At 72.0% G+C, this 22,410-nt stretch carries 25 protein-coding genes; 10 read left to right on the forward strand and 15 right to left on the reverse strand.

Annotated elements, in window-relative coordinates; all coding sequences use genetic code 11:
• Positions 1-5: 5 nt before the first annotated feature.
• From AMK31_RS09745 to AMK31_RS09760, 4 genes are all read right to left on the reverse strand, one after another.
• Complete coding sequence (locus AMK31_RS09745) at positions 6-2,360, reverse strand: helix-turn-helix domain-containing protein (RefSeq protein ID WP_073939987.1); 2,355 nt, start codon at positions 2,358-2,360, stop codon at positions 6-8.
• Between the two features lie 71 nt (positions 2,361-2,431).
• Entirely contained in the window at positions 2,432-3,007 is a 576-nt protein-coding gene (locus AMK31_RS09750) for a Dps family protein (protein ID WP_073939988.1), read from the reverse strand.
• Between the two features lie 87 nt (positions 3,008-3,094).
• Positions 3,095-3,814 (reverse strand): alpha/beta fold hydrolase, encoded by a 720-nt coding sequence (locus tag AMK31_RS09755; RefSeq protein ID WP_073939989.1) that lies wholly within the window; start codon positions 3,812-3,814, stop codon positions 3,095-3,097.
• Positions 3,815-3,834: 20 nt separating this feature from the next.
• Positions 3,835-4,806 (reverse strand): alpha/beta hydrolase, encoded by a 972-nt coding sequence (locus tag AMK31_RS09760; protein ID WP_073939990.1) that lies wholly within the window; start codon positions 4,804-4,806, stop codon positions 3,835-3,837.
• A 331-nt stretch (positions 4,807-5,137) separates the two neighbouring features.
• Here AMK31_RS09760 and AMK31_RS09765 point away from each other — a divergent pair, with 331 nt between their 5' ends.
• From AMK31_RS09765 to AMK31_RS09780, 4 genes are all read left to right on the forward strand, one after another.
• Complete coding sequence (locus tag AMK31_RS09765) at positions 5,138-7,027, forward strand: amidohydrolase (RefSeq protein WP_073939991.1); 1,890 nt, start codon at positions 5,138-5,140, stop codon at positions 7,025-7,027.
• An 84-nt stretch (positions 7,028-7,111) separates the two neighbouring features.
• A complete protein-coding gene (locus tag AMK31_RS09770; RefSeq protein WP_073939992.1) occupies positions 7,112-7,774 on the forward strand; it encodes a hydrolase in 663 nt (220 codons plus the stop codon).
• Positions 7,775-7,820: 46 nt separating this feature from the next.
• Positions 7,821-8,342 (forward strand): DoxX family protein, encoded by a 522-nt coding sequence (locus tag AMK31_RS09775; RefSeq protein ID WP_073939993.1) that lies wholly within the window; start codon positions 7,821-7,823, stop codon positions 8,340-8,342.
• Positions 8,323-9,060 carry a YoaK family protein gene (locus AMK31_RS09780; RefSeq protein WP_073940143.1) on the forward strand — a complete coding sequence of 246 codons (738 nt, stop codon included), beginning with the start codon at positions 8,323-8,325 and terminating at the stop codon, positions 9,058-9,060. The genes AMK31_RS09775 and AMK31_RS09780 overlap by 20 nt, the downstream gene beginning before the upstream one ends.
• 13 nt (positions 9,061-9,073) lie before the next feature.
• On the opposite strand, the gene AMK31_RS09785 is transcribed toward AMK31_RS09780, so the two are convergent.
• Entirely contained in the window at positions 9,074-9,481 is a 408-nt protein-coding gene (locus AMK31_RS09785) for a MerR family transcriptional regulator (protein WP_073939994.1), read from the reverse strand.
• A 49-nt stretch (positions 9,482-9,530) separates the two neighbouring features.
• On the opposite strand from AMK31_RS09785, the gene AMK31_RS09790 reads away from it, so the two are divergent.
• Positions 9,531-10,415, forward strand: a complete 885-nt coding sequence (locus AMK31_RS09790) for an NAD(P)-dependent oxidoreductase (protein WP_073939995.1) — start codon at positions 9,531-9,533, stop codon at positions 10,413-10,415.
• A 31-nt stretch (positions 10,416-10,446) separates the two neighbouring features.
• Here AMK31_RS09790 and AMK31_RS09795 read toward each other — a convergent pair whose 3' ends face one another.
• From AMK31_RS09795 to AMK31_RS09805, 3 genes are all read right to left on the reverse strand, one after another.
• On the reverse strand, positions 10,447-11,229 hold the full coding sequence (locus AMK31_RS09795) for a hypothetical protein (protein WP_073939996.1): 783 nt from the start codon (positions 11,227-11,229) through the stop codon (positions 10,447-10,449).
• Positions 11,230-11,327: 98 nt separating this feature from the next.
• A complete protein-coding gene (locus AMK31_RS09800) occupies positions 11,328-12,182 on the reverse strand; it encodes an alpha/beta fold hydrolase (protein WP_073939997.1) in 855 nt (284 codons plus the stop codon).
• Positions 12,183-12,335: 153 nt separating this feature from the next.
• Complete coding sequence (locus AMK31_RS09805; protein WP_073939998.1) at positions 12,336-13,070, reverse strand: GbsR/MarR family transcriptional regulator; 735 nt, start codon at positions 13,068-13,070, stop codon at positions 12,336-12,338.
• Positions 13,071-13,307: 237 nt separating this feature from the next.
• Between AMK31_RS09805 and AMK31_RS09810 the strand changes: the two genes are divergently transcribed.
• Both AMK31_RS09810 and AMK31_RS09815 read left to right on the forward strand, forming a co-directional pair.
• Entirely contained in the window at positions 13,308-13,973 is a 666-nt protein-coding gene (locus AMK31_RS09810; protein WP_073939999.1) for a DUF4097 family beta strand repeat-containing protein, read from the forward strand.
• A gap of 46 nt (positions 13,974-14,019) precedes the next feature.
• Positions 14,020-14,754, forward strand: coding sequence for an SDR family NAD(P)-dependent oxidoreductase (locus AMK31_RS09815; protein ID WP_073940000.1), 735 nt, complete (start codon positions 14,020-14,022; stop codon positions 14,752-14,754).
• 4 nt (positions 14,755-14,758) lie between these two features.
• Here the strand turns inward: AMK31_RS09815 and AMK31_RS09820 are convergent, their stop codons facing one another.
• Both AMK31_RS09820 and AMK31_RS09825 read right to left on the reverse strand, forming a co-directional pair.
• Positions 14,759-14,995: a hypothetical protein gene (locus tag AMK31_RS09820; RefSeq protein WP_158074530.1), complete on the reverse strand. Its 237-nt coding sequence runs from the start codon at positions 14,993-14,995 to the stop codon at positions 14,759-14,761.
• A 215-nt stretch (positions 14,996-15,210) separates the two neighbouring features.
• The gene (locus AMK31_RS09825; RefSeq protein ID WP_073940002.1) at positions 15,211-15,852 is read right to left on the reverse strand and encodes a superoxide dismutase; all 642 of its coding nucleotides are present in this window, start codon (positions 15,850-15,852) and stop codon (positions 15,211-15,213) included.
• Between the two features lie 163 nt (positions 15,853-16,015).
• Here AMK31_RS09825 and AMK31_RS09830 point away from each other — a divergent pair, with 163 nt between their 5' ends.
• A complete protein-coding gene (locus tag AMK31_RS09830) occupies positions 16,016-16,648 on the forward strand; it encodes a precorrin-8X methylmutase (RefSeq protein WP_073940003.1) in 633 nt (210 codons plus the stop codon).
• Positions 16,649-16,813: 165 nt separating this feature from the next.
• On the opposite strand, the gene AMK31_RS09835 is transcribed toward AMK31_RS09830, so the two are convergent.
• The 4 genes from AMK31_RS09835 to AMK31_RS09850 form a co-directional block, all read right to left on the reverse strand.
• Positions 16,814-17,584 (reverse strand): cobalt-precorrin-6A reductase, encoded by a 771-nt coding sequence (locus AMK31_RS09835; protein WP_073940144.1) that lies wholly within the window; start codon positions 17,582-17,584, stop codon positions 16,814-16,816.
• Between the two features lie 115 nt (positions 17,585-17,699).
• Positions 17,700-18,104 (reverse strand): hypothetical protein, encoded by a 405-nt coding sequence (locus tag AMK31_RS09840; RefSeq protein ID WP_073940004.1) that lies wholly within the window; start codon positions 18,102-18,104, stop codon positions 17,700-17,702.
• 21 nt (positions 18,105-18,125) lie between these two features.
• Positions 18,126-19,028: an RNA polymerase sigma-70 factor gene (locus AMK31_RS09845; protein ID WP_073940005.1), complete on the reverse strand. Its 903-nt coding sequence runs from the start codon at positions 19,026-19,028 to the stop codon at positions 18,126-18,128.
• Positions 19,029-19,058: 30 nt separating this feature from the next.
• Complete coding sequence (locus tag AMK31_RS09850) at positions 19,059-20,255, reverse strand: NAD(P)/FAD-dependent oxidoreductase (protein WP_073940006.1); 1,197 nt, start codon at positions 20,253-20,255, stop codon at positions 19,059-19,061.
• Between the two features lie 207 nt (positions 20,256-20,462).
• Here AMK31_RS09850 and AMK31_RS09855 point away from each other — a divergent pair, with 207 nt between their 5' ends.
• Positions 20,463-21,182, forward strand: a complete 720-nt coding sequence (locus AMK31_RS09855) for a VOC family protein (protein ID WP_073940007.1) — start codon at positions 20,463-20,465, stop codon at positions 21,180-21,182.
• A 51-nt stretch (positions 21,183-21,233) separates the two neighbouring features.
• Positions 21,234-21,878, forward strand: coding sequence for a hypothetical protein (locus AMK31_RS09860; RefSeq protein ID WP_073940008.1), 645 nt, complete (start codon positions 21,234-21,236; stop codon positions 21,876-21,878).
• 45 nt (positions 21,879-21,923) lie between these two features.
• Here AMK31_RS09860 and AMK31_RS09865 read toward each other — a convergent pair whose 3' ends face one another.
• Positions 21,924-22,397 carry a MerR family transcriptional regulator gene (locus AMK31_RS09865; protein ID WP_073940009.1) on the reverse strand — a complete coding sequence of 158 codons (474 nt, stop codon included), beginning with the start codon at positions 22,395-22,397 and terminating at the stop codon, positions 21,924-21,926.
• Between the last annotated feature and the right edge of the window lie 13 nt (positions 22,398-22,410).

Raw genomic sequence — 22,410 nt, forward strand, 5'->3', positions numbered from 1 at the left:
GCTCGTCACCCGAAGCGCGCGGGCGGGGACGGACGGCCCGCGACCAGGGAGTCGAGGGAAGTACGGGCCTCTTCGAGCAGTTCCGAGGGGAGGCGTTCGCCCATCGCGAGGGCGGCGCGGAACTCGGCCTCGGCCTCGGTGTGCTCGCCGAGGTGGGTGAGCGCGTGGCCGAGATGGAGGCGGAGCATGCCCTCACGGTCGTGCCAGCCGTGGGCGTCGAGCTGGCCGCGCAGCGGACGCAGCGCCTCGGCCGCCTCCCGCCAGCGGCCCTCGTTGAGGTGGACGAACGACACGTTGAACGTGGCGTACATCAGCGTGTACTCGCGGATGCTGGGCGGCACGCGGTCGTGGTTGTGCGGGGCCGCGAGGGTGCTCATGACCTCCTCGTAGGCAGCCAGGGCCTCCTTGGGGCGGCCGGCCTTCTCCGCCACCCGCACGGTGAAGGCGGACGCCGCGAGATATCCGTTGATCTCGTCGGCTTCGACGAACAGGTCCATGGCCCGGCGGTAGTTGTCCGTGGCGGTCGACAGGTCGCCGGTCATGGCGTGCAGCCCGCCGAGGTGGTGGTGCGCCCAGCCCTGCTGGACGAGGTCCCCGCATCCCCGGGCGAGTTCGAGCGCGTGTGCGGCCTCCGCGATGGCCTTGTCGGACCGGCGTTCGGCGAGCCAGTAGGCCCCCGAGAGGCTGTTGCGGTGGCCGGCCTCCAGTGCGGGGTCGCCCAGCGCGGCGCCCGCTTCGGCCGCGCGCCGGTAGACCTCCACCCAGTGGCCCCAGGACACCCAGTGGTCCGAGAACCAGAACGTGGCGTCGGCGACCTCGGCGACCCTGGCGTGCTCGCCGGCCTCGGCGGCCTCGCGGAAGGCGGCCAGCCAGTGGTCGCTCTCCGTCTTGAGCCACCGCATGGCCTGCTCGCGGTCGTCGAGGACGACGAGGCGGTCGGGGTCCGCCGGGGGCGCCCCGTAGTCCGGTTCGTACCAGCGGCCGGCGAGCACGGTCGTGTCCAGCAGCCAGGTGCGCAGCCGGGTCCGCGCGGCCTGCGACTCCTGCTCGGTGTCCTCGGCGCGGTGGCGGGCCCGGGCGTACAGCCGCAGCAGGTCGTGGAAGCGGTAGCGGTCGCCGCGGGCGGCCATCAGCAGTCCCGCTTCCAGCAGTTCCTCCAGCAGGTCCTCCGCGGCGAGCAGCGACGTGTCGGCGAGCACGGCGGCCGGCGGGATGCCGAAGTCGCCTCCCGGCACCAGCGACAGCAGCCGGAACATGCGGGCCGCGCCCGGCGCGAGACGCGAGTAGGAGAGCGCGAAGGCGGAGTTCACGCGCAGGTCCCCGGCGCTGAGCGCGTCCAGTCTGCGTTCCTCGTCGGCGAGCCGGTCGGCGAGCCGCTGCAGGCTCCAGTTGGTGCGCGTCGCGGCCCAGTTGGCGGCCACCCGCAACGCGAGCGGCAGATGCCCGCACCGTTCGGTCACGGCGCGCGCGGCGGCCGGTTCCGCGTCCACGCGGCCGGCACCGACGACGGCCCGCAGCAGGGAGGCGGACTCCTGCGGGGTCAGCGCGTCGAGCTCCAGGCGCCGCACGCCCTCCAGTCCGGCGAGGGTCCGACGGCTGGTGAGGAGCATGAGCAGGTGCCCCTCGTGCGGCAGCAGGGGCCTGACCTGGGCCTCGCTGCCGACGTTGTCGAGCACGACGACGGCACGGAGGGTGGCCGTGAGCGCCCGGTACCGGGCGAGGCGCTCCTCGGCGGTCGCCCGGCCCAGTTCGGCGTCGCCCACGCCCCACCCGCTCAGCAGCCGCAGCACGGCCTGCTCCGCCGACAGCGGCTGTTCGTCCAGGCCCCGCATGTCCAGCAGGAACGTTCCGTCCGGGAAGGACGGCGCGGACTCCTCGGCGAGCCGCACCGCCAGGGTGGACTTGCCGCTGCCGGGCGGACCGGACAGCACCGCCGCCGGCACCGGGGAACGCGTGCCCTGCCGGTCCGGCATGGCGTCCTCGGTGGCCTGCTGGACGAGGGCGCGGAGCGTGGCCAGTTCCGCGTGCCGGCCCACGAAGTCCAGGACGCCTCGGGGCAGGGTGTAGGGGGACGCGTACACGGAGGCGGCGGGCTTCGCCGCGGGGCGGCCCGCCCGGACGGCGGCCAGCAGTTCGGCGTGCCCCTCGGCGTCCAGCTGGAGGCCCTGGGCGAGCGCGGTGACCGTGCCCCGGTGCGGACGCAGGCTGCGGCCCCGTTCCATGTCGCCTATCGCGCGCCCCGACACCCCGGACGCCTCGGCGAGCTCCTCGATGGTCCAGCCGCGGCTCTGCCGCAACTCCCGCACCAGGCGACCGAACGGTGTCCGGACACCGCTGTCGCCGTTTTCCCCCTTGGACACGACGCCCAGTCTATGCGTGCCGGAGGGGGCGTCCGTCCGCCGCTGCGCCGGTCAGCGGTGGTTCGCCCGTCTCAGGCCCGCACGAGAGGCGTGTCGACCAGGTGTTCCGCGAGGAACCAGGCCTGGAGTTCGCCGGTCCGGATCACCTGCGAGACCAGCAGGTCGTTGGTGCCGTCGTCGCCCAGCTCGGCGACGCGGGCCGCCGCCTCGTGGGTCTCGGTCAGGATGGTCTCGTGTGCCGCCAGCAGCCGGGACAGCATAGCGGGCACCTCCTCCACGCCGTCCGGCGGGCGCGGGACCGAGGTGATCTCGGCGACGTGCCGTGGGTCCCCCACCGCCACACCGCCCAGCGTCTGGACCCGTTCGGCGAGGGCGTCGACGAGCCCGAGCTGTTCCCCCGCGTGCTTGTCCAGCACCAGGTGCAGCTGGTAAAAGGTCGCCCCGCGCATCAGCCAGTGGTGCTTCTTGTAGAGGCCATAGAGGATCTGGGTGTCCGCCAGCACCTGGTTGAGGCGCTGGCAGGAGTACATCCGGGTCTCGTAGGACAGGCCGAGCGGGAACTGCTTGACGGTCCCGAACTCCTGGATGATCTCGCCCTTCTGACGCAGCCTCGGCTGGCTGCTCAGGTGCGGGGAGCTGATGGTCATGTTCCGTTCTCCTGTCGGTCGTGTGCTCTCACGCGACACGGGGCGCGCGGCCGGAGGCGTCCGCCCGCGCACCCGTGCGGCGCTGCCTCAGGCGGTCGCCCGTACCGCGTCGCGGATCAGCTCGGCGACCTCCTTCGGCCGCGAGACGGCGACCGCGTGCGAGGCGCCCTCGACCTCGACGACCGTCGCCCCGGCGCGCTCGGCTCCGAACCGCTGGACCTCGGGGTCGATGGCCCGGTCCGCCCCGGCCACCAGGGCCCAGGAGGGCTTGGTCCGCCACGCGGCCGCCGTGGCCGTCTCCTCGAACGCGGCGGCGGCCAGCGGCCGCTGGGCCACGGCCAGGACCTCGGTGACGTCGGTGGGCACGTCGTCGGCGAAGATCGACGGGAAGGCGTCGGCGGCGATGGTGACCTCGACCGCGGACCCGCCGCCCGCGACGGGGTACGTCCACTGCTTGAGGTTGCTCACCAGCGGGGAGGCCGGGAAGCGGCCCTGCAGCTCGCCGAGGCTCTCACCCTCCTCCAGGACATAGGCGGCCACGTACACCAGTCCGACGACGTTCTCGGTGGTGCCGGCCACCGTGATGAGCGCCCCGCCGTAGGAGTGCCCGACCAGGATGACGGGGCCGTCGATCTGCGCGGCCACGGAGGCGACGTACGCGGCGTCGGCGGCGAGACCGCGCAGCGGGTTGGGCGGCGCCACCACGGGAACGCCGTGGGCTCGGAGTTCCGCGATGACCCCGGACCAGCTGGTCGCGTCGGCGAACGCGCCGTGGACGAGGAGGACGGTGGGCGTGGAAGTGCTCATGGGGATGTCTCCGGTCGTGGTCAGGCGGTGTGCAGGGCGGACCGCAGGGTGGCGGCGGCCAGGGTGATCGCGGCCTCGGCGGCCGGGGTCCCCCGCAGGGCGTTGAGCATCACGAAGTCGTGGATGACGCCCTGGAAGCGGACCGCGGTGACCGGTACGCCCGCCTCGCGGAGCTTGTTGGCGTACGCCTCGCCCTCGTCGCGCAGCACGTCGGCCTCGGCGGTGACGACCAGCGCCGGGGGCAGGCCGGTGAGCTGCTCGGTGGAGGCGCGCAGCGGCGAGGCGGTGAGCTGCGCGCGCTCGGCCTCCTCGGTCGTGTACTGGTCCCAGAACCACTGCATGCCGTCGCGGCGCAGGAAGTAACCGGTGGCGAACTGGTGGTACGAGCCGGTGTCGAAGTTCGCGTCGGTGACCGGGTAGAACAGCACCTGCTGCACCAACGGGACGTCACCGCGCTGCTTGGCCATCAGGGTCAGGGCGGCGGTCATGTTGCCGCCGACCGAGTCACCGGCGACCGCGATCCGGCCGGCGTCCAGCCCCTTGCCGGCGCCCTCGGCCACGACCCACCGCGCGACGGCGTAGTTCTGCTCGATGGCGACCGGGTAGCGGGCCTCGGGCGACAGGTCGTACTCGGGGAAGACCACGGCGGCACCGGCGCCGACGGCCAGTTCCCGCACCAGGCGGTCGTGGGTGTGGGCGTTGCCGAACACCCAGCCCGCGCCGTGGATGTAGATGATCACAGGGAGGGTGCCCTCGGCACCGGCGGGCCTGACGACACGGGCGCGGACGCTGCCCGTCGGCCCGCCCGAGACGGTGATCCACTCCTCGTCGACGGCGGGCTTGTCGATCTCGCCGGACTGCACGTCGTCGACGGCCTTGCGCCCCTCCGCCGGGGGCAGGTCGAACAGGTAGGGCGGATTGGCGGTCGCCTCGGCGAAGGCGGCGGCCGCCGGCTCCAGTACCGGCCGGACCGGCTCTTGGACATCGGACACGTGAATCTCCTGAACGTTCATGGGACGCCGGCCCCTCCGGCGATGACGGCCGGGATCCCCCGACGGGCTTCCCGGAACCGTTCTTCGTCACGCTAATGGCGCCGGGCGAACGGGAATTGCCCGGCAGCGCACCACTGCTGTCCTCTTCGCGCACGGCGGTTCCCGGACTTCTCCGCGTCTGCTGTTCCGGGCATTTCCGGCCGTGCGCTCTCAGGCAAATTCCGGTGCGCCGACGGGCACGGCAGGCACTTCGCGTCTGCCTATCGTCAGGGAGTGCCGTGGAATTCACCCGGCTCGCGCAACGGCGTCGTTTTCCCGGAGGGTTTCGAAGATGTCAGCAATGCCTGTCGGCGGGCTGGTTCCGCATGCCGCCGACGACGCCGCGGACCTCGTCGTCCGCAACGCGAAGATCCACACCGGGGACCCCGGCCGCCCCCAGGCGCAGGCGGTCGCCGTTCGCGACGGGCGCATCACGGCCGTCGGTGACGACCAGGACATGGCCGCGCACGTCGGCGCCGGCACCAAGGTGGTCGACGCGCTCGGGCGGCGGGTGATCCCCGGTCTCAACGACGCCCATCTGCACGTCATCCGCGGCGGCCTCAACTACGTGCTGGAGTTGCGCTGGGACGGCGTGCGCAGTCTGCGCCAGGGCCTGGCCATGCTGCGCGAGCAGGTCGCCCGCACCCCGAAGGGCCAGTGGGTACGGGTGGTCGGGGGCTGGTCGGCCGAGCAGTTCGCCGAGCGGCGGCTGCCGACCGTGGCGGAACTGAACGCCGCCGCGCCCGACACCCCCGTGTTCGTCCTGCACCTGTACCAGTCGGCGGTCCTGAACCGGGCCGCGCTGAAGGCGGCCGGCTTCACCCGGGACACGCCCGACCCCAGAGGCGGCCAGATCGTACGGGGCCGGGACGGGGAGCCGACCGGCATGCTGCTGGCCGCTCCCAGCGCGCTCGTGCTGTACTCGACCCTCGCCAAGGCTCCGGTGCTGGAGGACGCGGACAGAAAGACCTCGACGCGGCATTTCCTGCGCGAGCTGAACAGATTCGGGCTGACGTCGGCGATCGACGCGGCGGGCGGATTCCAGAATTTCCCCGAGAACTACGCCACCGTCATCGAACTGGCCGAGGCCGGACAGCTGTCCCTGCGTATCGCCTATCACCTCTTCCCGCAGACTCCCGGGCAGGAGCTCGACGACCTCGCCCGCTGGATCGAATCGGCCCGCCCGGGTGATGGGGACGAATGGCTGAGACTGAACGGCGCCGGCGAGAATCTGACGTGGGCGGCCGCCGACTTCGAGAACTTCAGCCAGCCGCGGCCGGAACTCGCCGCCGACTACGAGGCGGAATTCGAGAAGGCGGTGCGCCTGCTCATGGAGAACGGCTGGGGTTTCCGGCTGCACGCCACGTACGACGAGACCATCCGCCGTGATCTCGCGGTGTTCGAGAAGCTCGCCGCGGAGGGTCTGTTCCCGGCCGGGAACCGGTGGCTGTTCGACCACGCGGAGACCGTCACCCCGGACAGTCTCGACCGTGTCGCGGCCCTCGGCGGAGCGATGTCCGTGCAGAACCGCCTGTCCTTCCAGGGCGAGGCGTTCGTACGGCGCTACGGCCCGGGAGCGGCCGCGGACGCCCCGCCCGTCCGGGCCATGCTGGACCGCGGGCTGACGGTGGCCGCCGGTACGGACGCCACCCGCGTCTCGACCTACAACCCCTGGGTCGCCCTGCACTGGCTGGTGAGCGGCCGCACGGTCGGCGACCTGGCCCTGCGGCCGCCGGCCAACCGCGTCGACCGGCGTACGGCGCTGGAGATGTTCACCCGCGCCGGCGCCGCGCTGACCGGCGAGGAGGACGTCAAGGGCGTGCTGCGGCCGGGGTGTTACGCGGACCTGGCGGTCCTCTCCGAGGACTACTTCGCGGTGGCCGAGCCGGACATCGCGCACATCGAGTCGCTGCTGACGGTGACCGGCGGCCGGATCGTCTACGCCGCCGCCGAGTACGAGGGGCTCGACGAGGAGCTGCCGCCCGTCAGCCCCGCCTGGAGTCCGGTGGCGCACTTCGGCGGCTACCAGGCGTCCCGCACGGCCGGGCTGCCCGGCGCCCGCCAGGCGGAGGCGCTCGGCGAGGCCGTCGCCGAGTCGGAGCGGCACCGCCAGTGGCGCGTCGCCCGCGGCCTGGCCCCGGAGAGCACGGCCACGCCCTTCGATCCCTGCTTCTCCCTCTGACCTCCCGGGAGGGGCCCGGCCCCCGAGCCGCCCCTTCCGGGACACCACCACTCATCAATTCCCTTGTTCAGAAAGGCTTGACTCATGGTCGACATCACCGAGGTCACCGCTGCCCCCAGCCCCGACCTGCTCACCCCGGACAACTGCGCGGTGCTGTTCGTGGACCACCAGCCGCAGATGTTCTTCGGCACCGGCAGCGGCGACCGCACCGCAATCATCAACGCGACCGTCGGCCTGGCCAAGGCCGCGAAGGCCTTCGACGTGCCGGTGGTGCTCAGCACGGTGGCCGCCGAGTCGTTCTCGGGGCCGATCATGCCGCAGCTGTCGGACGTCTTCCCCGAGCAGAAGATCGTCGACCGCACCTCGATGAACGCCTGGGAGGACGTGAACTTCGTCGAGGCGGTCAAGGCCACCGGCCGCAAGAAGCTGGTCATCGCGGGCCTGTGGACCGAGGTCTGCGTCGTCCTGCCCACCCTCTCCGCGCTCTCCCAGGGCTACGACGTCTACGTCGTCACCGACGCGTCCGGCGGTGTCAGCCCGCAGGCTCACGAGCACGCGATCCAGCGCATGATCCAGGCCGGGGCCGTCCCCGTCACCTGGGTGCAGGTCCTGCTGGAGCTCCAGCGCGACTGGGCCCGCACCGAGACGTACGCCGCGACGACCGGCGTCGTCAAGGAGCACGGCGGCGCCTACGGCCTCGGCATCGTCTACGCGCAGGCCGTCATCGGCGCCCACGCCGCGGGCTGATCCCCGAGCCGGCCCAAGGAACGTCAGGAACAGGCGGGAACACACGATGGACGCTGGACTGTTGGTCCTCCGGCTGGTGGTGGGGTTGCTCATCGCCGGGCACGGGGTGCAGAAGGTGAGCTTCCGGCTCGGGGGCGACGGATTGGCCGGTGGGACCGAGGAGTTCCGCCGTGACGGGTTCCGCGGCGGCCGGCTGACCGCGCTCGCCGCGGGAGCCGGCCAGATCGGCTCCGGCCTGTTCCTGGCGCTCGGCCTGCTCACCCCGCTGGCGGCGACGGCCGCCATGGGCGTGATGACGGTCGCGGGCACCGTGAAGCGGCCCAAGGGCCTGTGGGTGCAGAACGACGGCTACGAGTATCCGCTCGTCCTGGTCGTCGTTGCCGCCTCGCTGGCCCTCACCGGGGCCGGACGGTGGTCCGCGGACCACGGGCTGGGCATCACCTGGCCGGTGTGGACAGCCGTCGCCGCGATCGTCGTGGGCCCGGCGAGCGGGATCCTCACCCGTGCCGTGCTGCACCGGCCGGCCACGGCCGCCGAGGGGGTGCGCCGTGCGCGGACTGCTGACTGACGCGTTCCGCACCCTCGTGCCGCGCGGCGAGGAACGGCACGGCCCGCTGCCTCCGCTGATGCTGGTCCTGACGCTGGTCACCGGGCTGGTCGACGCCGTGAGCTATCTGGCGCTGGGGCACGTCTTCGTCGCCAACATGACCGGCAACGTCGTCTTCCTCGGGTTCGCCCTGGCGGGCGCCGCGAGCCTGTCCGTGCTCGCGTCCGTCGTCTCGGTGCTCACGTTCCTGCTCGGCGCCCTCGCGGGCGGCAGGCTCGGCGCGCGCTTCGCCGCGCACCGGGGGCATCTGCTGAGGGCGGCTACGGCGGTGCAGACGATGCTGGTGGCGGTCACCGTGGTGGCGGCCGCCGCGACCGACGGCCGGGTCACCACGGAGGTGCGGTACACGCTGATCGTGTTCCTGGGGGTCGCGATGGGCCTGCAGAACGCCGTCGCCCGGCGGCTCGGCGTCCCGGACCTCACCACCACCGTGCTGACCCTGACCCTGACGGGTCTGGCGGCGGACTCGGCGACGGCCGGCGGTGAGGCGCCGCGCCCCGGCCGCCGGGTGCTGTCCGTGCTGGCCATGTTCCTCGGCGCCTTCGCCGGAGCGCAGCTCGTCCTGCACGGCCATCTCGTCCTGACGCTGTGCGCCGCGCTGCTGCTGCTCGCGCTCACCTCGGCGGCCGCCCACCGCTTCTCCGCCGCCGACGCCGCGTGGCACCGGCCGAAGCCCTGAGCGCCCCGGCCGCTCAGGCGGGCACGCACTCCAGGTCGGCGCCGTCGAACGGCGGGTAGCTCTCGCGGCCCGTGCGCTCGGCGGCGTCGATGTAGCCGGTGAGCGCGTCGCGGGACTGCGCGAGTCTGCTCATCTGGTCGTCGATGCGCCGCAGCCGCGACCGCATCGCCGCCAGCAGCTCGGGACACCCGATCAGCTCCGGGGCCTCACCGACCGCGCAGGGCAGCAGGTACGCGATGTCCTCGGAGGACAGACCGGCACCGAGCAGGTGCCGGATCTGCCGCACCCGCAGCACGGCGTCCTCGTCGTACTCGCGGTAGCCGTTCGCGCCGCGCTCCGCCTCCAGCAGGCCCTGGGCCTCGTAGTAGCGCAACTGGTGGGCGTTGACGCCCGTCCGGCGACTCAGTTCCCCGATCCGCACCGTGACCTCACTTGACCTTCAGACCGGTATCAACGTTGACGATGCTGCCATGAACAGCAACCCCGACACACCTGTGACAGTCATCGGACTCGGGCGGATGGGCCAGGCGCTCGCCCGCGCGTTCCTGAAGGCCGGGCATCCCACGACCGTCTGGAACCGTACGGCCTCCAAGGCCGAGCAGTTGGCGGCCGAGGGCGCCCGGCGGGCACCGACGGTCGCCGACGCGCTCAGGGCGAGCCCTCTCACGATCGTCTGCGTCACCGACTACCAGGCCATGCGCGAGCTGCTCGACGCGAGCGATGTGGAACTGGCCGGCACGACGCTGGTCAACCTGATCTCGGGCGAATCCGCCCAGGCCCGGGAAGCCGCCCGATGGGCCGGGGAGCGCGGCGCCCGCTACCTGGACGGCGCCATCATGGCCGTCCCGCCGGCGATCGGCACCGCCGAGGCGGTGATCCTGCTCAGCGGGCCGCGGTCGGACTTCGAGGCGCACAAGCCGGCACTCGACGCGCTCGGCACCGTCACCCACCTCGGCGCCGACCACGGTCTGGCGTCCCTGTACGACGTGGCCGGCCTGGCCATGATGTGGAGCGTCCTGAACGCCTGGCTGCAGGGCACCGCCCTGCTCCGGACGGCGGGTGTCGACGCCGCGACGTACGCGCCGTTCGCCCGCCGGATCGCGGCCGGCGTGGCCGAATGGCTGCCCGGGTACGCCGAGCAGATCGACCGCGGCTCCTTCCCGGCCGAGGTGTCGGACCTGGAGACCGACGCTCGGGCGATGGCCCATCTGATCGAGGAGAGCGAGGCGGTGGGCGTCAACGCCGAACTGCCGCGATTGCTCAAGGCGATGGCCGACCGCTCGATCGCCGCCGGACACGGCGCAGAGCAGTACCCGGTGCTGATCGAGGAGTTCGCCAGACCCGGCGACGCCTGAGCGCTCGGCGTGGCCGCGGCGCCCGCCGTCGTCAGCCCTGGTGGCCCGGGTCCGGGCGCATCAGTTTCAAGTCATCGCCCCAGTCGTCCAGCGTGGACCCGTGGCCGGCCTCTCGCGCCACGGCCTCCACCTGCGCGAAGAGCCGTCTCTGCGCCTCGACGTCACCGGTCGCGGCGATGCGTCCGACCGCGGCCAGCAGCTCCCGCGTGTCCCATCCCGGCAGCGGGAACCGCTCCAGCTCCCACTCCAGGTACTTGTTGTAGGGGCGCGGACGGCGATCCAGGGTGAACAGCAGCTCCAGCAGGAAGCCCACGCTGTCGGCCGCGTCCAGGCGAGCGGCGAGCCGGTGGCCGTCGCGGGCGTTCTTCACCGACCGGTAGAGCGAGTTGGCGTAGGCGTCCAGCCGGCCGGCCGCCGCCCGCAACGCCTCGTCCGCGTCGAGTCGTCCCTTGGCGGCGACGATCCTCGCGAGCTCGCCGTCGAGCCGGTCGAACAGGACGCGGGCCCGGGCGAGTGCGTAGCGCTCCCAGCCTCCGATCCGGCGGAACTCGCTCAACGGGACGACGACGAGGTCGAGTTCGGCGGAGCGATGACCGTCGAGTACCGCGAGGCCGGTGTCCGCGTCGTCGGCGAGGACGACGTAGACGTCGTGGTCGGAGTGCTCGGTGGCCATGCCGTCGTGGGCGTGCGAGCCCTTCAGGACGAGCCCGACGACGTCCGGGTCGGCGGCGAGACGGGCGACACACGTTTCGTAGGTCAGCGGGTGCTGTGGGATCACGTGACGATCTCCGGTCCGTGTGACGGGTGAACACATGCCGAGCCGTCCTCCCGGTCGTGGTCACGGGAGGACGGTCACATCGTCCGCGGCGGCCGCGAGGCCACCGCACCGGAGATCAACGCACGTCCCGGACCCTACCCGACCTGCTGGGCGAGGTCACCCAGGAGACGGGCCGCCGGCGCCGGGTCGAGCAGCCACTTCAGGTGGCTGCCTTCGAGGGTGCGCACGTCGAAGGGGTTGTCCGGCGTCAGCGCGTCGCCCTCGCGGATCAGCCGGTCCTGCAGCGCGAGGGGCAGGCTCGCGTCGTCGGCGAGACGCACGTACGTCTTCGGGATGCGGCCCCAGGTCGCCGCCTGCGCGCGGTCGTCGGAGGTGCCGGCGTCCAGGTTCTCGTCGGGCTGGAGGGTGTTGAGGAAGGTCAGGAACTGCTCGTCGGTGGCGTCGGCGAGGAAGGCCGCCTTGAACGCCGCGAGGGCGTCCGGGTCGGCGGTGCGGAAGTTGACGCGGAGCAGGCCGAGTTCAGCCGGGTTCCCGGCCATCGCGAGGGCCAGCGAGGCGGCGTCGACCGTGGCCATCTCCGGCTCGGCGTAGTAGGCGCTGACGTCCAGATCGACCGGGCACCAGGCCGAGACGTAGACGATGCGGTCGATCAGGTCCGGCCGCGCGTTCGCCGCGGCGGTGGCCGTGATGCCGCCACGGCTGTGCGACACGAGGATGACCGGCCCGTTCTGCTTGGCCCGTTCCAGGACGCCGATCAGGTGCGCGGCGTTGTCGGCGAGCGTGACGCCCTTGATCGAGCCGGGTGTGGTGGCGAGCCCCGCGGGGTCCTGCGGGGCCTGGTACGCCCGCGAGAAGGTCGCCGCGAAACCGTGGCCCGGCAGGTCGACGGCGACCGACCGGTGCCCGAGGAGGCCGAGTTCGGCCTGGAGCGGTGCGAAGGAGAAGGAGTTGGCGAAGGCGCCATGCACCAGTACGAACGTCGGCTGCATCGGTCTGCTCGCTTTCTGATCTTTGCGGTCGACCGCCACGCTACGCAGCGAATGATCAACGGCACTAGCGGTACGAGCGCATCCGCTTGTGCGCGTCGATGTGACGTGGGGTGGCGGCGTGACGTCGGGCGACGGCCGCGATCCGAGCCGGGCTCAGTCGGAACTGTCCGAGGGCGTCCCGGGTTTGGTGTGGAGGACGTCGCGGGCCTGGTCCGCGGCGCGGGCGATGCTCTCCGAGACGAAGTCGACGAAGCGGGAGATGTTCTCCAGGCGCACGGCGGCCGGGGTACCGGGGCCGAGGACGCCGACGCCCTGCCGCGCGGTCTCGGCGAGCTGGGCGGTGCCGCGGGCGCTGGCCATCATCGACTGGTACCAGACGTCGTCGTCGGCGACATAGCGCTCACGACGGCCTTCGTCACGCCGCCGGGCGACGAGGCCCTGACTCTCCAGGAACGCGATCGCCTTGGAGACGGACGCCGGGCTGACCTGGAGGCGCTGGACGAGTTCGGACGCGGTGAGGCTGCCCTCGTCGGTGGTGTAGAGACAGGTCAGCACCCGGGCCATCATCTTGGGCAGACCCTGCGCCATGAGGAGGGTGGTGAACGTCTCCTCGTACTCGCGTACGGCCTCGGCGTCGCGCCCGTGTGCCTGCGCGGGCGCCTCGGCCCCCCGGGGCACGGCCTGCCTGCGCCGGTGGGCGCGGCGTTCGGTGGCACGGTGGGCCAGGTCGGCGCGGTAGGCGGTGGGGCCGCCGTTGCGCATCACCTCGCGCGTGATCGTCGAGGTGGGCCGGTCGAGACGCCTGGCGATCTCCGCGTAGGCGAGCCCGTCGCCGAGTCCCAGCGCGATCTGCTGACGTTCCTGCTGAGTGAGCCTGCCTCCCGGCATCGCGATCTCCCTTCGTGCTTCCCTGACGCGTCCAGCGTAGCGTTCAGTTTCTTTCATTGCAACGGACGGAACAGTTGACGTTGCGTTAGCCATAGAGTCATTGCAACGAATTCTTGCCGTTCACCTGCACTGACACTGAAACTTCGCAACGAGCATGTTGCCCAATCTTTGAACGCAACGTAGCGTTTCCAATGTCAGAAACAACCGCGGAAACGAACGAGCAGTCAGGAGAGCACCATGCAGAAGTTCGACACCCTCGCCCCGATCTCCGCGATCCTCGACATCCCCGCGGGCCGGGTCCGGCTCGTCGCCGCCGACCGGGCCGACACCACCGTCGAGGTCCTGCCCGCGGACACCTCCAAGAGCCGCGACGTGAAGGCGGCGGAGCAGACCACGGTCACCTACGCCGACGGTGTCCTGCGGATAGAGACCCCGGCGAAGAACCAGATCCTCGGCGCTTCCGGAGCCATAGAGGTGACGGTCCAGCTGCCCGCCGGCTCCCGCGTCGAGGCGAAGGCGGCCGGAGCCGAGTTCCGCGGCGTCGGACAGCTCGGCGACGTCACCCTCGAAACCGCGCACGGCACGGTCCGGCTCGACGAGGCCGCCGGCGCCCGCCTCACCACCCTCGACGGTGACATCTCGGTCGGCCGCCTGGGCGGCTCCGCGGAGATCAGCACCCAGCGGGGGGACATCCGGATCGCCGAGGCCGTCCGCGGCACGCTCACCCTGCGCACCCAGCAGGGTGAGATCTCGGTCGGCGCCGCCGCCGGAGTCTCGGCCTCCCTGGACGCCGGCACCGGCTACGGCCGCGTCAGCAACGCCCTGAAGAACACCGACGGCACCGCCGACCTGACCATCCACGCGACCACCGCACACGGCGACATCACCGCCCGCAGCCTGTAGCGCGGGGATACTGCATCGTGCGCCCACGAACGGAAGGAGACTCGCCTTGAGTCGGATCATGGTCACCGGTTCCGCGGACGGCCTCGGACGGGCCGCGGCGGACGCGCTGCTGTCCGCGGGACACGAGGTCGTGGTGCACGCCCGGAGCGAGGAGCGCGCGGCGGGACTGCGCTCGCTGGTCGACCGCGGGGCGGACATCGTCGTGGGCGACTTCACGGACCGTGACGCCGTACGGCGTATCGCGGCGGAGCTGAACGCCGGCGCGCCGCTCGACGCCGTCGTCCACAACGCCGGCGTGTGGAGCGGACCGGCGGTCATGCCGGTCAACGTCATCGCCCCGTACCTGCTCACGGCCCTGGTCCGCGGACCGCGCCGACTGGTGTACCTGAGCAGCGGCTCGCATTTCAGCGGGCGCCCGTCGCTCGCCGGGGTCGACTGGCAGGGTAGGACCGCGGGCTCGTACGCGGACAGCAAGCTGTTCGTCACGACGCTCGCGGCCGCGGTGGCCCGCCTGCGCCCCGGAGTGCTGAGCAATGCCGTGGACCCGGGCTGGGTGCCGACGAAGATGGGCGGACCGAACGCACCGGACGATCTGGAGCTCGGCCATCAGACCCAGGAGTGGCTGGCGTCGAGCGACGAACCCGACGCCCTGACCACCGGCGGATACTGGTACCACCGCGAGCGTTCACAGCCGCACCGCTCCGTCCACGACGAGGAGTTCCAGGACCGCCTCCTGCGGACGCTGGCCGAGGAGACGGGCGTCGCGCTGCCCGCCGGCTGACGCCTCACGTTGGACCATGGATCGGGCCCGCGCCCTTCGGCAGTGGCAGGCCGCTCGCGTGGTGGGAGGACGCGTTGATCTCGGCCGTGATGGAGACGGCCTCGGCGAGCGGGGAATCCGCGGAGAGCGGCAGGATCTCGGGCAGCGCGAAGCCTCCCAGGCCGCCGGCGGTGTGGACGATCCGCAGCTCCTCCGCCTCGGCGTCGACCAGGTACACAGCGGCCAGACCTGCTCCGGCCACGTCCATACCCCCAGCTTTGAACGAGTCCTCCGCCCCCGCATGCGGAGGAGCCGGACGGCCACGCCGTCGGGGCGGGTCGGCCCGTGACGGCGGGGCGGTCCATGACGGCGGAAGGGCTCCCGCCGGCCCGTTCGCCGCGGGAGCCCTTCGCCGTGCCGCCTGCCGTGAAGGGTGAGAAGACGATCACGAGCAGGACGCGGGGAGACCCTGCCGGGTCACGGGGCGAGCAACAGGCTGTCGCCTCGCTCCTTGGCGGCGGCGTAGCGCCTGGCCACGTCCTGCCAGTTGACGACCCGCCACATGGCCTCGATGAAGTCCACCTTCTGGTTCTTGTACTGCAGGTAGAAGGCGTGCTCCCAGGCGTCGAAGACCAGGATCGGCGTGGAGCCCTGGCCGACGTTGCCCTGGTGGTCGTAGACCTGCTCGACGATCAGCCGGCCGCTGAGCGGCTCGTAGGCGAGGACGCCCCAGCCGGAACCCTGGGTCGTGGCGGAGGCCTTCGACAGCTGCGCCTTGAAGTGGGCGAACGAGCCGAAGGACTCCGCGATGGCGTCCGCCAGCTCGCCGACGCCGTCCTTCTCCAGCGGCTCACCGCCGCCGTCGCCGGTCATGTTGTGCCAGTAGATCGAATGCAGGATGTGCCCGGAGAGGTGGAAGGCCAGGTTCTTCTCCAGGCCGTTGATCGACCCCCACGACTCCTTGTCCCGTGCCTCCGCGAGCTGCTCCAGCGTGTCGTTGGCGCCCTTGACGTAGGCCGCGTGGTGCTTGTCGTGGTGCAGCTCGATGATCTCGGGGCTGATCACGGGCGCCAGCGCGGCGTAGTCGTAGGGAAGCTCCGGGAGCGTGTACACCGCCATGTCCAACATCCTCCGACGAACGTTATTGCAAGTGATGTGCAGTTGCACGCTAGCAGCAGATGCGGGGATTGTTGATCAGGCGATGGTCCTAGGACTCCGCGTCCGGTGTGATCGTCGGTATGCTCGCCGCCGTACAACGACCGAGAGCGGCGGGAAGAACACCGTGACCACGTACGACTACGAGAAGGACGGCGCGGCCATCTACCGCCAGTCCTTCGCCACCATCCGCGCGGAGGCCGACCTCACGGCCCTGCCCGCCGACGTCAGCCAGGTCGCGGTCCGGATGATCCACGCCTGCGGCATGGTGGACCTCGTCCGGGACATCTCCTACACGCCCGGCGTGGTGGCCCGCGCCCGCGAGGCCCTGCGCGCGGGGGCGCCCGTCTTCTGCGACGTGCAGATGGTGGCCAGCGGCGTGACCCGCAAGCGGCTGCCCGCCGGCAACGACGTGCTGTGCACCCTCTCCGACCCGGCCGTACCGGAGCTGGCGGCGAAGCTCGGCACCACGCGCAGCGCCGCCGCGCTGGAGCTGTGGCGCGACCGGCTGGAGGGGGCCGTGGTCGCCATCGGCAACGCGCCCACCGCGCTCTTCCGTCTCCTGGAGATGATCGAGGAGGGCGCGCCCCGTCCGGCCGCCGTCATCGGCGCGCCGGTCGGCTTCGTCGGCGCGGCCGAGTCCAAGGACGCCCTGGCCGACCACCCCTCCGACCTCGAACGCCTGGTCGTCCGCGGCCGCCGCGGAGGCAGCGCCATCGCCGCCGCGGCCGTCAACGCGCTCGCGAGCGAGGCGGAGTGAGCGGTCCGCCCGCGCGGTGCGGGCGGGGACGTGATCAGGTGGCCGGCTCCTCCGCGGCGTTCCTGGCCGCTCGGATTCGTGCGTGGCGAGTCGACGAGGACTGCTCCTACCACGCCGTGGCCCAGGCCACCGAGGACCTGACGCCCGGCCGATCAAGGCATCGTCTCAGCCGCCACCCTGGTACGCGGACCGTTCGTGTAGCTCCCGGATCCAGCGGACCGCCTGCGCGGGACCGGCCGCGACGGGCACCCCGTCGGGCACCGGCGGCCTGCGTACGACAACCATGGGCAGCCCCGCCTCACGGGCGGCCGTCAGTTTCGGCGCGGTGGCCGCTCCCCCGCTGTCCTTGGTGACGACGACGTCGATCCGGTGCCCGGACAGCACCTGCCGCTCCCCGGCGAGGCTGAACGGGCCGCGGTCCAGCAGCACCTCCATGCACGCCGGGTGCGGTGCCTCCGGCGCGTCCACGGACCGCACGAGGAACCACAGGTCGTCCAGGCCGGCGAAGGCGGCCAGGCCCATCCGGCCGGTGGTGAGGAAGACCCGGCGGCCGAGGGCGGGCAGCACCGCCGCGGCCTCCTCCAGGGAGCCCACCTCGTGCCAGACGTCCCCCTCGACCGGGACCCAGCCGGGGCGCCGCAGCGCGAGCAGGGGTACGTGCGCGGTGGCTGCGGCCCGTGCCGCGTTGAGGCTGATCGTGCCGGCGAACGGGTGGGTGGCGTCGACGAGCGCGTCCACCGTGTGCGCGCGCAGCCAGGCGGCGAGACCGTCGGCTCCACCGAAGCCGCCGACGCGGACCTCGCCGGGCGGCAGCCGGGGCGCGGCCACCCGCCCCGCCAGCGAGTTCGTCACCCGCAGCCCCGGCAACCGCTCGGCCGCCAGCAGCTCGGCGAGGCGCCGGGCCTCGGTGGTGCCGCCGAGGATCAGCACGTGCACGGCAGCCACGTTCCCTTCATTCGGTTCCCGTCCTGAGTCGCGGGGCCCAACTCAAGCACACCGGCTCGCGACCCGGCCCAGGGGACCTTGGCACCGAGGGCGGAGGCGGGGGCGGCTAGGACGGGGCGCCCGACCGTACCTGCGGTCGGGTGGTCAGCAGCCGGCCGAGTGCGAGGACGCTGAGGCCGAACAGCAGGACGCCCAGGGGGACATGGAGCGACGGCACGTGCGCGACGCCCAGTACGACCTGGACCGAGGCGAGGGCGAGGAAGCCGGTGGCGTACAGGACGGGGCGAGGGCTGCCGCCGCCGGGCCGCCAGGCCAGGATCGTGGCGAGCAGGTACAGCATGGCGGCCGCGTACATCACCTTCGATCCGACGTCGTGCATCCGGTAGCCGTGGGACGAGTTCAGCAGCATGCCGGCGGTGACCGCCTGGAAGAAGAGGGTCAGGGTCTGCAGGACTATGGCGGTCCTGAGGAAAGTGAGGCCTCCGTGGGCGGCCGTCGTGCGTCTGGTCATGGTGTGGTTCCCCCTCGTTGGTCAGCGCAGGGTGAGCGGGGTCTCGGAGGTGATGCGGGTCAGCTTCTCGGGGTTGCGGACGTAGTACAGGCCGGTGATGCGGGCGTCCTCGACACGGACGGCCATGACGCCGTCGAACTCGCCGTTCACGTGGACGGCGAGGGCCGGGCCGCCGTTGACCACGGTGGGCTCGCAGGCGATCGTGGCGTCGTGCTTGGCGGAGCCGCCGAGGTAGAAGCGGGCCACCTTCTCGGCGCCGACGACCGGACGCACCGCGGCCCGCTTCACTCCCCCGCCGTCGCTGACCAGGACGACGTCGGGAGCGAGCACGTCGAGCAGGTCCTGCGGGTCCCGCGTCTCGATCGCGCGCCGGAACGATTCCAGGGCCACCCGGATCTCGCTCGGGGACACGGTCCTGCGGGGGCGGCGGGCGTCGACGTGGCGGCGGGCGCGGTGCGCGATCTGGCGGACGGCGTCGGCGCTCTTGCCGACCGCCGCGGCGATCTCGTCGTAGTCGACCTGGAAGACCTCGCGCAGCACGAACACCGCCCGCTCGGTCGGGGAGAGACTTTCCAGGACGAGCATCATCGCCATCGACATGCTCTCGGCGAGTTCGACGTCCTCGGCCACGTCCGGTGCGGTGAGCAGCGGTTCGGGCAGCCACTGGCCGACGTACGCCTCCCTGCGGCGTTTCATGGTGCGCAGCCGGTTGAGCGCCTGTCTGGTCGTGATCCGCACCAGGTAGGCCCGTTGGTCGCTCACCTGTCCCAGGTCCACCTTGACCCAGCGCAGCCAGGTCTCCTGGAGGACGTCCTCGGCGTCGGCCGCCGATCCGAGCATCTCGTAGGCGACGGTGAAGAGCAGATTGCGGTGGGCGAGGAACGCCTCGGTCGCCAGGTCGGTGGTGCCGGTGTCGTCGGTCATCTCTCGGTGCCTCTCCCTCGGATGCCTGGCTCAGGCCGACTGTGCCGCGGTGGCCGGTGCCTCGCCGCGCTCGGCCCGCAGCAGTCGCTGCCGGTGGCCGCCCTTGGGCCAGGTGTGCGAACCGGGCTTGCGCGCCTCGTTCACCAGATGCTTGACGCTGAACCGGCAGGAGAGCTCCTTGAGCTTCGCACCGGCACCGCCGCCGACGTAGAGCCGCATCGCGGTGTCGTCCTTGCGTGCGAGCTGGAAGACGGCGGCGCGGCGCCCCAGGCTGACGCACATGGCGGGGAACGACAAGTCGATGGGCGTGGGTCGCTCACCCGCGATGCGGTGGAGCACGGTGTCGGCGGCGTGTGCGCCCAGGCACCCCGCGGCGTAGGCGCTCATCCGGAACGGCAGGTCCGACGGTGCCGCCGAGTCCCCGGCGGCGACGATGCGCTCGTCGTCGACGCTGGTCAGGGTCTCGTCCGTGAGCAGGCGGCCGACCGTGTCGGTGCTCAGCCCACTGCGCGCGGCCAGGTCCGGCACACCGAACCCGGCGGTCCACACGGTGACGTCGCTCGGCAGCTCGCGGCCCGCGTCCAGGTGCACGGCGTGCCGCGTCACCGCCGTGACCTTGGTGCCGGCGCCGTCGAGCACGGTCACCCCGAGCCGGGCGAGCCGCTTGGCGGCCGTGCGCCGGGCCCGAGGGTGCAGGTACGGGCCGAGCACGCCTCCGCAGACCAGGGTCACCCGGCGGCCCCGCTCCGCCAGTTCGGCCGCCGTCTCGATGCCCGTCGGACCGCCGCCGACGACCGTCACCGCGGCCGACGCGGGCGCGGCGTCGAGCACCGACCGCAGCCGCTGCGCGGCCTCCAGCGTGGCGACCGGGTGGGCGAACTCGGCCGCCCCGGGAATGCCCGGGTCGGCGCTGCCACTGCCCGCCGCGTAGATCAGGTGGTCGTAGCCGACCGTGCCACCGCTCGCCGGCGTCACCGCCCGCTCGGCGGCGTCGATCCGGGTCACGGTGTCGACGACCAGCCGGACGCTCTCGGCGAGGATCTCCCGGTACTCGACGACCGCGTCGTGCGTCCCGCCCACCAGCTGATGCAGCCGGAGGCGCGGGACGAAGGCCGGGCGCGGGTTGATCAGCGTCACCGTCACGTCGTCGCGCTGCGTCAGACGATTGGCCGCCATGACACCCGCGTATCCGCCGCCGATCACGACCACGTCGAACTTCTCGGTCATGTTGTCTCCTCCGCCGCTTGAAAGGGTTCTGCACCAAGACACCGCGCGGTTGATCGCTGTGACAGCATGTGAGGCGGATCACTCCACGGGGTGCACACGGCGTGCGACGGAAACTCGGATGCGGGTGCCCCACCGCCGGCCCTACCCTGCGCTCGCGGGGAGGGCGCGCACCGTATCGGTCGTCAGTGGATCGGAGACGCACGGGGTATGACCAGTCGACTTTTCGCAATCTGCTTCAACGCGACCCGGCCGTCGGACCTGGCGCGGTTCTGGTCCGGGGTGCTGCGCTGGGAGTTGGCCGACGGTCCGGAAGGTGACGTCGCGGTCCTGCCCCCTGCCACCGGTTTCCGCATCCGTTTCCTGCCGAGCCAGGAGCCGAAGACCGGCCGGAACCGGGCGCACTTCGATCTGACGAGCACCTCCCCGGAGGACCAGCGGCAGACGGTGGCCAGGGCGCTGGAACTCGGCGGGAAGCACATCGACGTGGGCCAACTCCCCGAAGAGGGACACGTGGTGCTCGCCGACCCGGACGGCAACGAGTTCTGCGTCATCGCGGCCGGCAACAAGTTCCTCGCCGACACCGGCGTCATCGGAGCGCTGGCCTGCGACGGTACGCAGGAGGTCGGCTACTTCTGGAGCAAGGCGCTGCGGTGGCCGCTGGTCTGGGACCAGGACCAGGAGACCGCGATCCAATCACCGAGCGGAGGTACGAAGATCACGTGGGGCGGCCCCCCGGTGGCCCCGAAGACGGGCACGAACAGACTCTTCTTCGAACTGGCACTCCCCGCCGACGCCGATCGGGAAGCGGAGGTCGACCGCCTCGTCTCCCTCGGCGCGACGCTCACCGACACCGGCGAGGGCGACGGCGGCCAGGCGCTGATGCTGGATCCCGACGGCAACGAGTTCTCCGTACGGAGGGACCGGTAACGGCCTTGTCGTCGCAGGGCCGTTGTCAGCGGCGCCTCGTAGGGTCCAGGCATGGGTATCACCTCGGCCTGGTCCATCAGCGCTCACGACGACGCCTTCATCGGCACTCTGGCGCCGCGGCTGCTCCCGCTGATCGCCGCGGAGCGCGGTGAGCCGTTCGCGCGGGAGCGTTGGGAGCGCTGGCGGCGGGAGCCGCTGCCGGACTTCCGGACCTGGTGGAGGTCCTTCGGCCGGTCCGACCGCGGCGAGGCGGACGCGCTGGGCTCCTTCCACGAGCTGACCGCCTCCGGGGAGCACGTGCAGAAGATGTACGACGGTCTGCACCCCGAGGACGACTTCTCCCTGCTCACGGATGTGTGGGACCTCGTGGACGGCGTGGAGGAGATCTTCCTCTCGGTCCAGAGCAAGGAGTTCGCCCTGCGGTCGTTCTTCCACGCCATCGGCCCCGACCGGGCCGCCCTCCTGCCCGGTTGGTGCGGCAACTTCCTGCTCACCTCCGCCGAGGTACGCCGGACACTGCCCGCCGTCGAGCGTGCCCTGACCTTCACTCCGGAGGAGCGCGCCGCGGCCGAGGACCAGGACTGGCTGGACTACGGCGACGACGAAGAGAGCGTTCTGGACGGCCCGTTGCGGATGTGGCGGCAGGCCGCAGCCGACGGACGCGGACTTTGCGGGGCGTCCGTCGTCATCTACTGAGGACGACGGCACCGGACCACCTGCCAGTCGGCCGGCGGGCGTGCGTCAGCCTTCCGGGTGCCCGTCGTAGACGCGGATCTTGTACTCGGTCGTCTCCAGCGCCAGGCCGAGTTCACGGATCTGCCGTGTGATCCGGTCGCGTTGGTCGAGCATGATGCGGCGGCGTTCCGGGATGGTGCTCGGGCCCTGTTCGACGAGCGAGATGTAGCGCTTGAGGTCGGTCATGGTCATGCCGGACAGGCGCATCCTGGTGAGGAAGAGGAGGCGGCGCAGGTCGAGTTGGGAGTACTCGCGGTAGCCGGAGGCGTTGCGGGCGGGCCGTACGAGGCCTTCCTGCTCGTAGTACCGCAGGGTGTGCGTCGACAGGCCGACCAGCCGGGCGGCCTCGGCGACGCTCTTGGGCTTCGTCGAGGCCTCGACGGTGGCGTCGTCGAGCAGCTCGTGCAGCGCGTCGATCGCCGACGAGGACGGCCCGTCACCGGCGGCGAGGATGCGTTCGATCAGCGCTTCAGTGGCCATGGGTTCAGCGTAC

This window comes from Streptomyces sp. TSRI0107, assembly GCF_001905845.1.
Taxonomy (GTDB): Bacteria; Actinomycetota; Actinomycetes; order Streptomycetales; family Streptomycetaceae; genus Streptomyces.

Excerpts from the sequence above, each read along its gene's own strand:
- AMK31_RS09810 (WP_073939999.1), top strand. The coding sequence starts at position 13,308 with ATGCAGAAGTTCGACACCCTCGCCCCGATCTCCGCGATCCTCGACATC.
- AMK31_RS09770 (WP_073939992.1), top strand. The coding sequence starts at position 7,112 with ATGGTCGACATCACCGAGGTCACCGCTGCCCCCAGCCCCGACCTGCTC.
- AMK31_RS09825 (WP_073940002.1), bottom strand. The coding sequence starts at position 15,852 with ATGGCGGTGTACACGCTCCCGGAGCTTCCCTACGACTACGCCGCGCTG.
- AMK31_RS09855 (WP_073940007.1), top strand. The coding sequence starts at position 20,463 with ATGACCAGTCGACTTTTCGCAATCTGCTTCAACGCGACCCGGCCGTCG.
- AMK31_RS09860 (WP_073940008.1), top strand. The coding sequence starts at position 21,234 with ATGGGTATCACCTCGGCCTGGTCCATCAGCGCTCACGACGACGCCTTC.
- AMK31_RS09750 (WP_073939988.1), bottom strand. The coding sequence starts at position 3,007 with ATGACCATCAGCTCCCCGCACCTGAGCAGCCAGCCGAGGCTGCGTCAG.
- AMK31_RS09800 (WP_073939997.1), bottom strand. The coding sequence starts at position 12,182 with ATGCAGCCGACGTTCGTACTGGTGCATGGCGCCTTCGCCAACTCCTTC.
- AMK31_RS09805 (WP_073939998.1), bottom strand. The coding sequence starts at position 13,070 with ATGCCGGGAGGCAGGCTCACTCAGCAGGAACGTCAGCAGATCGCGCTG.
- AMK31_RS09755 (WP_073939989.1), bottom strand. The coding sequence starts at position 3,814 with ATGAGCACTTCCACGCCCACCGTCCTCCTCGTCCACGGCGCGTTCGCC.
- AMK31_RS09840 (WP_073940004.1), bottom strand. The coding sequence starts at position 18,104 with ATGACCAGACGCACGACGGCCGCCCACGGAGGCCTCACTTTCCTCAGG.
- AMK31_RS09790 (WP_073939995.1), top strand. The coding sequence starts at position 9,531 with ATGAACAGCAACCCCGACACACCTGTGACAGTCATCGGACTCGGGCGG.
- AMK31_RS09765 (WP_073939991.1), top strand. The coding sequence starts at position 5,138 with ATGTCAGCAATGCCTGTCGGCGGGCTGGTTCCGCATGCCGCCGACGAC.
- AMK31_RS09845 (WP_073940005.1), bottom strand. The coding sequence starts at position 19,028 with ATGACCGACGACACCGGCACCACCGACCTGGCGACCGAGGCGTTCCTC.
- AMK31_RS09795 (WP_073939996.1), bottom strand. The coding sequence starts at position 11,229 with ATGTGTTCACCCGTCACACGGACCGGAGATCGTCACGTGATCCCACAG.
- AMK31_RS09775 (WP_073939993.1), top strand. The coding sequence starts at position 7,821 with ATGGACGCTGGACTGTTGGTCCTCCGGCTGGTGGTGGGGTTGCTCATC.
- AMK31_RS09865 (WP_073940009.1), bottom strand. The coding sequence starts at position 22,397 with ATGGCCACTGAAGCGCTGATCGAACGCATCCTCGCCGCCGGTGACGGG.
- AMK31_RS09850 (WP_073940006.1), bottom strand. The coding sequence starts at position 20,255 with ATGACCGAGAAGTTCGACGTGGTCGTGATCGGCGGCGGATACGCGGGT.